Origin of the sequence: Peptostreptococcus russellii, from assembly GCF_003012055.1 — a bacterium.
Lineage (GTDB): Bacteria > Bacillota > Clostridia > Peptostreptococcales > Peptostreptococcaceae > Peptostreptococcus > Peptostreptococcus russellii.
The window spans coordinates 26,345-39,487 of sequence record NZ_JYGE01000007.1 but is presented as its reverse complement, the minus strand read 5'-3'; the positions used below and the strand labels follow the sequence as shown (position 1 = coordinate 39,487).

9 protein-coding genes are annotated in these 13,143 nt (G+C 29.2%); 2 read left to right on the top strand and 7 right to left on the bottom strand.

The window, feature by feature from the left end; translation table 11 throughout:
* Positions 1-281 precede the first annotated feature (281 nt).
* The 7 genes from UF10_RS08060 to murC all read right to left on the bottom strand — a co-directional run bounded on the left by UF10_RS08060 (position 282) and on the right by murC (position 10,918).
* Complete coding sequence (locus UF10_RS08060; protein WP_106777291.1) at positions 282-830, bottom strand: Mpv17/PMP22 family protein; 549 nt, start codon at positions 828-830, stop codon at positions 282-284.
* 422 nt (positions 831-1,252) lie between these two features.
* Positions 1,253-2,206, bottom strand: a complete 954-nt coding sequence (locus UF10_RS08055) for a ribose-phosphate diphosphokinase (RefSeq protein WP_106777290.1) — start codon at positions 2,204-2,206, stop codon at positions 1,253-1,255.
* Positions 2,207-2,485: 279 nt separating this feature from the next.
* Positions 2,486-3,865: a bifunctional UDP-N-acetylglucosamine diphosphorylase/glucosamine-1-phosphate N-acetyltransferase GlmU gene (gene glmU / locus UF10_RS08050; RefSeq protein ID WP_106777289.1), complete on the bottom strand. Its 1,380-nt coding sequence runs from the start codon at positions 3,863-3,865 to the stop codon at positions 2,486-2,488.
* Positions 3,866-4,117: 252 nt separating this feature from the next.
* Complete coding sequence (locus UF10_RS08045; protein ID WP_106777288.1) at positions 4,118-4,771, bottom strand: C39 family peptidase; 654 nt, start codon at positions 4,769-4,771, stop codon at positions 4,118-4,120.
* A gap of 711 nt (positions 4,772-5,482) precedes the next feature.
* Complete coding sequence (locus UF10_RS08040; protein WP_106777287.1) at positions 5,483-5,881, bottom strand: RrF2 family transcriptional regulator; 399 nt, start codon at positions 5,879-5,881, stop codon at positions 5,483-5,485.
* Positions 5,882-6,193: 312 nt separating this feature from the next.
* Positions 6,194-8,923, bottom strand: coding sequence for a BspA family leucine-rich repeat surface protein (locus tag UF10_RS08035; protein ID WP_106777286.1), 2,730 nt, complete (start codon positions 8,921-8,923; stop codon positions 6,194-6,196).
* A gap of 648 nt (positions 8,924-9,571) precedes the next feature.
* Positions 9,572-10,918: a UDP-N-acetylmuramate--L-alanine ligase gene (gene murC, locus UF10_RS08030; RefSeq protein ID WP_106777285.1), complete on the bottom strand. Its 1,347-nt coding sequence runs from the start codon at positions 10,916-10,918 to the stop codon at positions 9,572-9,574.
* A 407-nt stretch (positions 10,919-11,325) separates the two neighbouring features.
* Here murC and purR point away from each other — a divergent pair, with 407 nt between their 5' ends.
* Both purR and UF10_RS08020 read left to right on the top strand, forming a co-directional pair.
* The gene (gene purR / locus UF10_RS08025) at positions 11,326-12,156 is read left to right on the top strand and encodes a pur operon repressor (RefSeq protein ID WP_106777284.1); all 831 of its coding nucleotides are present in this window, start codon (positions 11,326-11,328) and stop codon (positions 12,154-12,156) included.
* 243 nt (positions 12,157-12,399) lie between these two features.
* Positions 12,400-13,140 (top strand): pentapeptide repeat-containing protein, encoded by a 741-nt coding sequence (locus tag UF10_RS08020; protein WP_242969082.1) that lies wholly within the window; start codon positions 12,400-12,402, stop codon positions 13,138-13,140.
* The last annotated feature ends 3 nt before the right edge of the window (positions 13,141-13,143 follow it).

Sequence of the window (13,143 nt, the reverse complement as noted above, 5' to 3'; positions counted from 1 at the left end):
TGTTTTTTACTTATTTTATCTTTATTTGAATCTGTTTTTGTACTTATTTTATCTTTTTAAATTTGCCTTTATACTTATTTTATATATTTTCTAAACTATTTTTATATCTGATTTTTTATCTTTATTTAAATCTGTTTTTATACTTCTTTTATCTAGTTTTCAAACTATTTTTATATCTAATTTTTATCTATTTCCATATCTTTTTTTTATCAAAAACTATTTCCACCTATTCAAATACTCACAAAAAAAACTCCAAACCAATCTTGGTCTGGAGTTAAATTTTATGATTTTAGTGATAATATAATACCTAAACAAATAGAAAGCAAAGCTGCAAATATTACTCTAAACTCGCCTGGTAGCAAGAATGTAATAGTATGAGCAGGTAGCCAAAATGTAGGAATCGTACCTATCAAAACATTTTTTATGTATGCAAAGTAATCTATGTTGTCACATACATTTTTAAGAGTTACTTTTTCACCCTTATTATTATATCTAAGGTCTAGATAAGTGTCTGAATGCTTATGAAGAACCATAAATACTGGTCCAAATGTTGTATTCATCACAACAGATGTTAAAACTGCAAATGCCAGCTTAATAGGGAAGGTTGAATTTTCATCCATTCCTAACTTTGCTCCCATAGAACTTGCAAATATCCCCATCATAAATGCTATCCAAACTCCTAGAAGTCCCCAAATTATCATTCTAGCCCCAATAGAATGCGGAATAGTAAGCTTCTTATTTTTTATACTAGAAGCTATGATTTCTCCCAAAGTTGCAAGTATTGCAAATTTTATGAAAGAAAGAACATATTGATTAGTAAAAAACGACATAAATACCTCCTAAATACTTTTTCCTTTAAATCATTTTTTTCACAAAAAACCCTTATTATATTATACATAATAAATATAATTATATCAATCACTAATATTAACTTTATTTTTTTATTCTGATAACATTTTCCCGACATTAAACTCTTAATCTTTTTTAACCTTACTTATATTGCTTTAATTCTTTTTATTTTGCATTTTTTAACTATAATTAAACTTTTTTAAATATATTCCATATAATATTTTTTATATCTTTTTTCACAATTTATATTAAATAAGCAAATATTTTTTGAAAAATATCAATCAAAATGTCTCTTTCAATAATACTTGACTATCGACTTTAATTTAAACAAACAAAAAAGCTCCTATATAGGAACTTTTTTGTTTGTTGATATGAATTTTATATTTCAAAAATAAACTGTATACTAGAACAGCTTACTTACTGAATCACAAGTATAAATTCTGTTAATTGCATCTGCGAATATCTCTGCAACTGACATTGTCTTTATCTTTCCTATTTTCTTTTCTTCTGGAAGCTCTATAGTATCTAATACTATTAATTCCTTTATTGGAGAAGCTTCTATTCTATCTATTGCAGGACCTGAAAGCACACCGTGTGTACAACATGCGTATACATCCTTTGCTCCAAATTTCTTAAGAGCTGATGCTGCATTTACTATAGTACCTGCTGTATCTATCATATCGTCAAGTAGTATAACGTTCTTTCCTTCTACTTCACCGATAATATTCATTACTTCACTAACATTTGGTTTTGGTCTTCTCTTGTCTATTATTGCAATAGGCACTTCCTTGTTAATATTATTAGCAAACTTTCTAGATCTAGTAACACTTCCTAAATCTGGAGAAACAACAACTAAATCGTCTATATTTAAATCTCTAAAGTAATCAGCTAAAATCTTACCGCCTAGTAAGTGATCTACTGGAATATCAAAGTATCCCTGTATCTGACCAGCGTGTAAGTCCATAGTAAGTACTCTATCTGCACCTGCTGCTGCAATAAGATTAGCAACTAACTTCGCTGTAATTGGATCTCTTGCCTTTGCCTTTCTATCCTGTCTTGCATATCCGTAATATGGTATAACGGCTGCAACTGAACCTACTGAAGCTCTCTTTAAAGCATCTATAAGTATCAATAATTCCATTAAATTATCGTTTACAGGACTACTTGTTGACTGAATTACAAATACGTCGCAACCTCTAACAGTTTCGTTAATTGTAACTGCAATTTCGCCATCACTGAAAGTATCAACCTTACAGTCGACTAATCCTATACCTAAACAATCAGCTATTTTACTAGCTAATTCCTTCGATGCGTTACCAGCAATAAGCTTCATCTTATGGCTATTGTAACAACTCATAATAAACCTCCTAAAAAGTAATAATGTGACTTATATAATAATTAAAATTTTACATTCCGTATATTATTATATCACAATTTTTATTTTTATACATTAATTTATACAATATTTTTTGAACTTTTATTTAACAATATGTGCTTAAATATCCAATTTTTTATAGTAAATTAAAATTTTTTCCTATAAAACTATCTTTTCACATTTTTCATTTAAATTTAATTTATACAATATTGTAGCTTATTATATATTTTTTCCAAACATTTATTAAAGTAAGTTTAAAAATTATTTACTTTTTTCTTCGTCCTTCTTTCTTTTCTTTTCTACCCAACCCTCTTTTATAACTTGTCTTTCTCTGGCAATTGCTAGACAAGCGCTTGGCACATCTTCTGTAATTGTTGACCCTGTAGCTATAAATGCGTCTTCTTTTATTGTTACTGGAGCTACTAAATTTGAATTTGATCCTATAAAAGCATTATCTTCTACTGTTGATCTAAATTTATTTTTACCATCATAGTTAACAAATACTACTCCACATCCTATGTTTACATTTTTACCTACTTCAGCGTCTCCTATATATGATAGGTGAGATGCCTTAGATCCATCTCCTAGCTTGGCATTTTTTACTTCTACAAAATCCCCAACCTTACAATGGCTTCCTATATCTGCTTTAGGTCTTAAATATGCATATGGACCTACATTAGTATGATCTGCTACACTTGCATTTATCATTTCTGACTTCTTTACATTTGTAAAATCTCCAACTACAGAATTTTCCATACTTGTCTGTGGTCCTATTTCACAACCAACACCTATTTTACTATTTCCTCTAAGTACACATCCTGGATAAATTATTGTATCATTTCCTATTTCAACATCTGAGTCAATATATGTAGCATCTGAATCTATAATAGTAACTCCATTTGTCATATGCTTTTCATTTATTCTTCTTCTCATTATTCTTTCAGCATTTGATAGCTGATTTCTTGAGTTTACTCCCATTAGCTCTTCTATGCTGGCAGCCATATATGCACCTGCCTTACCAGAAGCCTCTCTAATAATTTCTATTGTATCAGGAAGATAATACTCTCCTTGAGCATTGTTGTTATCAACTTTTTCTAATGATTCCTTTAAAAATTTACCATTGAAACAATAAATTCCTGAGTTTATTTCCTTAACTAATTTTTCATCTTCACTTGCATCTTTTTGTTCTACTATTTTTAATAACTCTCTATTTTCATCTCTTATAATTCTTCCGTATCCAGTTGGGTCATCCACTGATGTACTAAGAACAGTTACTGCAAAATCGCCTTCATCATGATATTTAAAGAAATCCTTTAAAGTATCTGACTCTATTAACGGAGTATCTCCGCATAAAACTATAACTGTATCCTTTTCATCAATATAGTCATTGGCCATCTTAACTGCATGAGCAGTACCTAGTTGTTCTTTTTGAACTACTGATTGGACTCCTTCACCTACAGCTTCCTTTACTTCCTCTATTCCGTGTCCTAAAACCACAATAGTTTCATTTACTCCTGCATCATTTGCGGCATCTACCACGTGGTTTACCATTTCTTTTCCACACACTTTATGAACTACCTTTGGATGAGCCGATTTCATTCTAGTTCCCTTACCAGCTGCAAGTATTATAGCCTTCTTCATTTTTCATTCCCCCAAACCTATTTTATTAAATAATACTAACTTTTTATAAATTTTTTTATTTTCATATTACTACTGCTAAGCCTTTCTAAGCAATATATCTATTATTTTTCATTAGTGACAGCTCCGTTAATTTTAAAATCAAATCTATATCGATAATCTAGCATCATTTCGATAATGTAATATATGACCTTAATAGTCCCTCACTTAAGAAAGACTTTATAAACAAAATCCGTTTTACCAAAATTAATTATATCATATAACAACTGCTCTTTGTCCCATCTGCATATATAATTTTGTAAATTCTATGAAGTTAATCTCTCTTCTTCCTTTTTCAGGATCCACTATACTTATCATGCCTTTACTTACTCCATCAACCACTACACAGTGTAAATTTGCGTATAGAGGCTCTTTTTCACCACTTGGAGATGTATAGTATGTTCCATTGTACCTTGGTTTTTCATCATCTACTGTGTACCAAACTGCAACTGGTTTCTTCTTAAATATAATTTGGTTTAATACACCAAATACAGTCATGCCTGTCTTATCCTTCGCTTTTATAGATACATTATTTGACTCAAAATATTTATTAGCTGCCTCTGCAATAGGTGCTGCATAGCTATAATAACCAGAAGACTTTCCGTATGGGCTACCTATATATGCCAAATCTGGATCTGCATTACTCATAGATGAATGTTTCAAAAAATTATCATTTAAAAATTCTTTACTCACATCAAAACCATTATATCTCATCAACATTTCCAAAGATGTAATCTCACATCCATTTGGCATATTTGGATATTGATATGCCGGCTTTACATATAAATTTCTAGTCGGTATCAAGTAAAAGGCTAAAACAACTACTAGAATCAGCAATGCTTTTTTTATAATACTTCCTAATCTTTCCATTTTTACCTCCATAATATTTCTCTAAATGCTTTTTTTACTTTCTAATCATTAAATTAATAAAAATATATTTTTTATATCAGTGGCTTTCAACTACTATTTAATAACAAAATTCTTTTTTATTCCTTTACTTTTGAATCATTTTAAGAAATATCTACATTTATTTCTATTGTTATATATTTTCTTCACTCTATTTAAGTCTATAAATTTTTTAAAGTTATTTTAACTTGATTTAAATATTTTTTATATCAGTGGCTTTCAACTACTATTTAATAATAAAATTCTTTTTTATTCCTTTACCCTTGAATCATCTTAAGAGTTCATAAAAGATATATACATAATATATATACATAAAGAAATATATATATTATAAAAACTATAAAAATATTATTTATTGTATAATTTTATTTAATCACCATATCTAACTTATTAGATAGCTTATAGTAAGATAGTTACCTTATTCATTAAATTAAAACGATTTTGCATATATTTATGTATATATAATCGTATTATATCACTTTTTTGGGATTATATTCCTATAAATCAAACTTATTATTAGTTATAAAATAAAGACCACAGAAAACTATTAATTTTCTGCGGTCTTGTTAGCAATAATTGTTATCACCTGAACTCATTTTTAACATTGTAATTTCCTATTTATAATACTCTTTTTGAGTACTGTATATCATATTGTTTTTACTTTACTCACCTTAATTAAATCAAAGTATCTACTGTAGTACTAGAAAGTTCTTCTTCTAGCTGTTTTTGAATCTTTAAATACATCTTATTTACCTTACAATAATCAGATCTATCAGCAGAGCAATATTTATCTTCCTCTAAACATCTGTTTATCTTTATTGTAGATTCCATAATACTTATCACTTCTAAAATACTTATCTTGCTTGGTTCTTTTTTAAGAGCAACTCCGCCCTTATTACCTCTCATAATAGTAACCAAATTATTTTTTTCTAAGATTTTTACTATTTTTGTTACATAAGCTCTAGAAATACTCAAATTATCCGATAACTCTTTGGTGCTTACAAATTCATCCATGTTAGTGGATAGGTATAAAACTATTCTAATTGCATAGTCAGTTGTAATGTTTAATTGCATTTTTCTTCCTCCTAACCTAACAATAACCTTGTTACAATGTTTAATGTACAAAGAGCTGTACATTAAACACTTAAAATTTATAGTCTAATACACCACTATAAATTAATGCTTTAAAATGCCACTCATGTGCACTCTCTAAATGTTACCAAATTTTCATATAAACTTCAACTGTTTTTTCAATATATTTAACTATTTATTGTCTAGTTTTATTGAATTTGTATATTTTTTTGATATTTCTATAGCTGTATTGTATCTATTATTACCTGATACTCTATAAATTTTCTCAACATTTAGCCCATCTTCTATATCTTTTTACACAGATTTATACCCTCCTGTTATAAGTATATTTTCTATACTCCAGTCATTAATAGCCTTGGCCACTCTTGGATGAATCTTATCCCCTGTTGTCAACAATATAGGACTTTTGTACTTTGATAATAAAGAAGCTACAGTTATTCCATCCGGAAAATTTCTTCCATCTACCAAAATCATATTATTTTTATTATCTATCTTACTTCTTAACTCTTTAGCTACTAAATAAGAAGTTTCATATCTATCTTTTCCAGCAATTCTATCTACATCTTTTATACTTGCTTTTAATTTTTCTTCAATGTTTTTAGATACTGACTTTTCCGCTCCAGCAATAGTCAGTTTTTTTATATTCCAATCTCTCAGGGCTTCTTTTGTTTCTTTGTTTAATAAGTCTGCCTCAGTAAGGAGTATTGGAACTCTTCTCTCACTTGCTAGATCAGATACTGATATTGCATCAGGAAAGTTTCTTCCATCTACTAATATTGCAAGATCCGTATTTTTGCTAGTAAGTCTTACTTCTTGTCCTATCTTTTTTGCAGTTTCATATCTATTTTGACCCGATATTCTTCTAACAGTGTAGTCTTTATTTTTCAATCCTTCAAATATATTCTTTGATATTGATTCTTCACCACCAACTACAATTAATTCATCTAGAGCAAGTCTATCAATCTCTCTTAAAGTCTCTTTCGATATTTTATTTTTCTCTGTTAAAATTATTGGTCCTTTCTTTTCATTTGCCAATACCGATGATACCAAGGCATCTGTGTAATTATCTCCACTTGCTAAAATAGCATAGTTTTTAGAAGTTGTACCTCCGCCATTTCCGCCGTTTCCACCATTTTCAGTACCACTCTCATCTAACTTGATTTCAAAGGATACTTTCCTATCTGTTGAATTTTCTAGTTCATTCTCAACTGCTTCATTAATCTTACTAGCTATAGAAATATTACTTTCGGCTGAAGCATTTTTCTCCAAAGCTAATGAAAATTCTTTTATTTTAAGCTTGCCTTTATCACTATTCTTATTATAAGCTTCCTCATCTACTATTTTATATAATTTATAGTTAGCAGCATTCATATATATAGACTCCAAAGGGAAATAGTTCTTATTTTCCTCCTCATAACTAAATACTATTTTCTCTAAGTTTTTATTATTATAGATAGTCCTCTTCCCTTCACTAATACCATTTAGTGATCTCATATTTCTAATATCCAATTCTTTCGCAGCAGTTCCAGAGAAAATCAACTCTGCATTAGAAAGATTTTTAACGCTCCATTTTGAAACGTCAGGCTTAGCATTCTCAGCATTTTCAAACATTCTTTCCATATCCTCAACTTTTACTGTATCCCAATCACTTACATCTGGATTTGCTAGTTTTGAATTTTTAAACATAGCCTTCATGCTTTTAACTTTAGATGTGTTCCACTTACTTACATCTGGATTCGCTAGTTTTGCCCCACAAAACATTGATTCCATATTTTCAGCACTTGAAGTATCCCACTTACTTACGTCAGGGTCTGCCTTTTCTGTATCTCTAAACATTCCATACATATCTTCTACTTTAGACATATTCCAATTACTCACATCTGGATTTGCCATTTTTGTTTCATTGAACATAAGACTTGTATTTTTTAAGCTATTTGTTTTCCACTTACTTACATCTGGATCTGACTTTTCTGTATCTCTAAACATAGCATACATTTGTTCAACTTTTTCTACATTCCAATTTGAAACATTTGGATTTGCTATATTGTTTTTGGAAAACATTGAACTCATATTTGTTACTTTTGAAGTATCCCACTCAGCTACTTCTGGACTTGCTACTTCTGCTCCTTCAAACATTGAGTCTATACTTGTTACTTTTGAAGTATTCCACTTACTTACATCTGGACTTGCTACTTCTGCACCTTCAAACATTACATCTATATTAACTACTTCTGACGTAATCCAGTTGCTTACATCAGGATTTGCATTTTTTGCATTTCTAAACATAGCGTTTGAATATCTAAGCTTATTTGTTTCCCACTTACTTACATCTGGATTTGCTAGCTTTGCACCACAGAACATAGCATACATATTACTCACATTTGATACATTCCAATCACTAACATCTGGATTTGCTTTTTCTGTATCCCTAAACATCCTGTACATACTAGATGCTCTAGATGTGTTCCAATTACTTACATCTGGATTTGCTTCTTTTGCACTTTCAAACATCATATAAAAATTTTGCACATTTGATACATCCCAACTACTAACATCTGGATTTGCCTTTTCTATATCCATAAATAATTCCTTCATACTTATAACATTTGATGTATCTATAGTATCTGCAATTTCTATATCACATTTATAACCCTTAAATATCGCTTCTGATAAATCTGGCAAAAGGACGCCTTCATCTATTTTTAATATTTTATCAGACCCTTCTTTAAAATTTCCTTCCAAAATTCTCAATTTTTCTATATTTATTTTTTTATCATTATCAGGAATATTTGTATCACCAAGCTTTATAGTGTAACTATCTTCTTCTTGGAAAAGTCCTAATCCACCTTCTGAGTATGGTAAACTACTAAGGTCACCTATGTAATCTCTATGATCAATAATCTCTTCCTGACTTACTGCAGTGGTGTCCTTTGCAAAAGTTAAATAGGCTATTTCGTAACTAAACATAGACAGTATCATTGCAGATGAAACGAATATTACTATACACTTTTTTTTAATCTTCATATTTACCCCTTTCTCAACTTTTATAAATTGCTCTCAAGCAGTTTTTAATATTTTTTTCGCATCTTTAATTGTTTTTTTAGAATTTCAAGCTCTAAATTTCTTAAATCAACTAGCTATAGTTTAAATTTATTAAGAATATAATATTATCAGCAAAAATTCATATTTTATAAATCTCCAAAATATGCTCTTACTTCTATCTAATTATTAAGTATTTTACAATTTTTATTTTTTTGAATCATTATAGAAATTCATATCTTTTATAAATCATTATGCAATTACTCTTTATACCCCTAAAATCTCTTTGTAATACATTTGCCATGCAACTTATACTTTTCAAGGTTATTTTCAAGATGTTTTACTAAAGTGAAATAAGATAATTGTAAAAATAGACTTCTTAAAAAACTTAATATTTATAAATATTAAAGTATATAAAATATATATAAACTGCTATTACCCAATTTTTTTTTGCGATAATTAATTTTCTCATTATTCATAATTTTTAGATAAAATATCCTTTTTTTGAAAACTTACTATTTTTTTAAATGAATTCTCTTATTAAATAAACTATTACTACTTATTTTATCCAAAATAAAAAGAGCATAGAATAATTTATTCTATGCTCTTGCATTTTTATTAATATCTTTTCACTTATAAAAGAGCTTCTCCAACTTTATTTACTGGGCCTGCACCACAAGTTAATAAAAGATCCTCTTCTTCTAAGTTCTCTTTTAGAAATTCCGAAATTTCTTCAAATGTTGGCATATACATAGCATCAACATTATTTTGATATAGTTTTTCTACTAAATTCTTTGAGCTAATATCTCCAGGATCTTTTTCTCTAGCTGCATATATATCCGTAATTATAACCTTATCTGCTGCATAGAAGGCCTCTGCAAACTCATCCAAAAGAGCTCTTGTTCTAGAATAAGTATGAGGCTGAAATACAACCCAAAGTTTATTCTTTTTCAAAGTTTTGGCTGCTGCAAGAGCTGCCTTTACTTCTGTTGGATGATGTGCATAGTCATCTATTATCAAGGCACCATTATAGTTGCCTTTCTTTTCAAATCTTCTTCCTACTCCTGTATATGTCTTTATAGCTTTTTTAATTGTATCTACTTCTAAACCTGATACAATGGCTGCAAGTATTGCTGCTGTGGCATTATATACATTATGAAGTCCATATACTGACAAATCAAAGCTACCTAAATTGATACCCTTATACTTCAGATTAAACATTGCATATCCGTCATTATCATATTTTATTTCTGAAATTATTGCATCATTATCCGCTCTTTGCCCGAACTTAATTATATTTGCCTCTACCTCATACATTATATCATTGGCGTTTTCATTGTCGCCATTTACTATAAAGTATCCTTCTTCTGGTAGTAGCTTTCCAAACTTATTAAATGAAGCCTTAATTTCTTCTATCCCAGAAAAATAATCTAAATGGTCTTCCTCAATATTTAAAACTATTGATATTAAAGGATTAAAGTTTAAGAAACTATCCACATACTCACACGCTTCTGTAATAAAGTGTTCTGAGTTTCCTATTCTTACATTCCCACCTATTGTACTAAGATTACCCCCAACCAATATTGTTGGATCTGTTTCTGCATAGTCAAATATAGTTGATAGCATACTAGTTGTACTAGTCTTTCCGTGTGTTCCAGCAACAGCTATAGAGTTTTTATATTCTCTCATAATCTGTCCTAAAAATGCTGCTCTATTTATCATAAGTATGTTTTTCTTCTTTGCTTCTTGAAACTCTTCATTATCATTTGATATGGCTGCAGTGTATACTACAAGATTTATATCATCACTGATATTTTCTTTTCTCTGGCCAATATGAACTGTAGCACCTAGATCCCTAAGATGGTTAACTAAATGTGATTCCTGCATATCCGACCCAGTCACTTTGTATCCCTTGTTTATACATATCTCTGCAAGGGCACTCATATTTATTCCACCAATTCCTATAAAATGTACATTCATTATATTTTTCACCTCTCAATTATTAAAAAACTATACAATATGAACGTTTTATGTGGTATAATTAGTTAATGTTCAGTATCTAAAATGTTTATTTTGTATAGTTTTTATCGTGTATTAAATTTTGCACAATACGTACATTGGCAAGTAAAAACTTGTAGGATATATCTTGTATCAGCAAGTTCTATTTGCGTGTACTAAATTTCAAATATATGTATACTTTTAAATTTAACTAGCTATATTATATCACAAAGAAAAAAAAATAGTTGATTTAGCTAAAATAAAAAGCAAGGTATAATCATAAAAATATATCAATGAGAGAAAATATATATGAAGTTTAACATAAAAATATAAGCTCAAAAATCTGAGTTCTAGCAAAATATTAGTTATTTAGGAGGAAAGAAGGAATTATGAACAATAAATTTAAAAGAAATGAGAGAATAGGTGCTATAGTAAAAATACTATCAGATAACCCTAATAGGATATTCACACTTAGCTTCTTCACCTCACAGTTCAATGCTGCAAAATCAACTATAAGTGAAGACTTAATTGTTGTTAAAAATGTGTTTGAAAAACTTCAGCTAGGAAAAGTTATTACAATTTCAGGAGCTGCAGGTGGTGTTAAGTACATTCCTAAAACATCAAAAGAAGAAAATGAAGAGTTTCTATACAGTTTATGTGAAAGAATAAAGGAAGAAGGCAGAATTTTATCAGGCGGATTTTTATACTTGATAGACCTTATATATGATCCAACTGTTGTTTCTAAAATAGGAGAAATATTTGCATCAAATATTGACTATACAGATGTTGATTATATAGTTACTATGGAAACTAAGGGTATTCCAATGGCTCTAATGACTGCAAAAGCCATGAATATACCTCTTGTAATTATTAGAAAGAACACAAAGGTATCAGAAGGCCCTACTATTAGTATGACCTATGTGACTGGTACTTCATCTAAAATAGAAACAATGAGTTTACCTAGCAAGGCTTTAAAGCAAGGCAGCAAGGTAATCATAATTGATGACTTTATGCGCGGTGGCGGAACTATTAAAGGCATGACAGAGTTAATGAAGGAGTTTGATACAGAAGTTGTTGGTATAGGTGTCTTTATATCTACAATACAGCCTGAAAATAAACTTGTTTCTGACTATATATCTCTACTAGAACTAGATGTTCAGGGCAATAATATACTAGTTCATCCAAACCTTAAAACTTTTAATGATGAATATAGAAAGTAATATTTCATATTAGAATAGGCTAAATAGGAAATTAAGAATTGAAAACTATCTAAATAGCCATATTTTTTATAGTTTTCCTAGTTTGACTAGTAAATTCAGGGTAATAATTGTATATGTATATATTTTTTATATACAATTGCCTGTAATATATTTTTGGGCTGTATAAATTTCTATATATACAAATTTTGCTTCTTTTTTCAATTATTGTTGGATTACTTTATTTATATTAGGAGATGACTATTTATGAGAACTTTAAATGTAAAGAGTTTTATGGAAGAGATTAAGTCTTTTAGAGAAAAAGCAAATATAGACGAGCTTTTAGATATGAGTAAAATACGTTTGATTAATGAGTCTGGCTCTGATAAAAATATTATTGAATTAGAAAACTTAGACTTTAGCAATATTGATTTTTCTTGGTCTGAATTTCAAGATATTAACTTTAGCCACTCTGATTTTTCTAACTCTGTATTTGATAATGCAACTTTCAAAAATGTAAACTTTTCTTATTGCAAGCTAGTAGATGTTAGTTTTTTTGCTGCTGATTTAAGAGGATGCAATCTCTCTTATACAAATTGTGATGGAACTATTTTTACTTCTTCTTTGCTAATAGATGCTAATTTAGAAGCTTTGAAAGACACGGAAAGAACAGTTCACTTTAGAATGTCTTGTCCAGAGACTGGTTACTTTTTTGGATATAAAAAATGCTTTAATGATAAAATGGTCAAACTTCTTATTCCATCAGATGCAAAAAGATGCTCCTCTACCAGCAATGCTTGTAGATGTGACAAGGCAATCACTGTTGCTATAATGAATAAAGATAAGACTGGATTTTATACTGAGGCTACTTCTTTTGTTGATGAAAACTTTACTTATCGTCTTGGAGAAATGTCATATGCAGATAGCTACCATGAAGATCGATGGTTGGATTCATCAAATGGAATTCATTTTTGGATGAGCTTTGAAGAGGCTCTTAAATATATGTAATAT

Bases quoted from the DNA above. Each gene is read 5' to 3' on its own strand.
- UF10_RS08045 (WP_106777288.1), bottom strand. From the start codon at position 4,771: ATGGAAAGATTAGGAAGTATTATAAAAAAAGCATTGCTGATTCTAGTA.
- purR (WP_106777284.1), top strand. From the start codon at position 11,326: ATGAACAATAAATTTAAAAGAAATGAGAGAATAGGTGCTATAGTAAAA.
- UF10_RS08040 (WP_106777287.1), bottom strand. From the start codon at position 5,881: ATGCAATTAAACATTACAACTGACTATGCAATTAGAATAGTTTTATAC.
- UF10_RS08020 (WP_242969082.1), top strand. From the start codon at position 12,400: ATGAGAACTTTAAATGTAAAGAGTTTTATGGAAGAGATTAAGTCTTTT.
- UF10_RS08035 (WP_106777286.1), bottom strand. From the start codon at position 8,923: ATGAAGATTAAAAAAAAGTGTATAGTAATATTCGTTTCATCTGCAATG.
- glmU (WP_106777289.1), bottom strand. From the start codon at position 3,865: ATGAAGAAGGCTATAATACTTGCAGCTGGTAAGGGAACTAGAATGAAA.
- murC (WP_106777285.1), bottom strand. From the start codon at position 10,918: ATGAATGTACATTTTATAGGAATTGGTGGAATAAATATGAGTGCCCTT.
- UF10_RS08060 (WP_106777291.1), bottom strand. From the start codon at position 830: ATGTCGTTTTTTACTAATCAATATGTTCTTTCTTTCATAAAATTTGCA.
- UF10_RS08055 (WP_106777290.1), bottom strand. From the start codon at position 2,206: ATGAGTTGTTACAATAGCCATAAGATGAAGCTTATTGCTGGTAACGCA.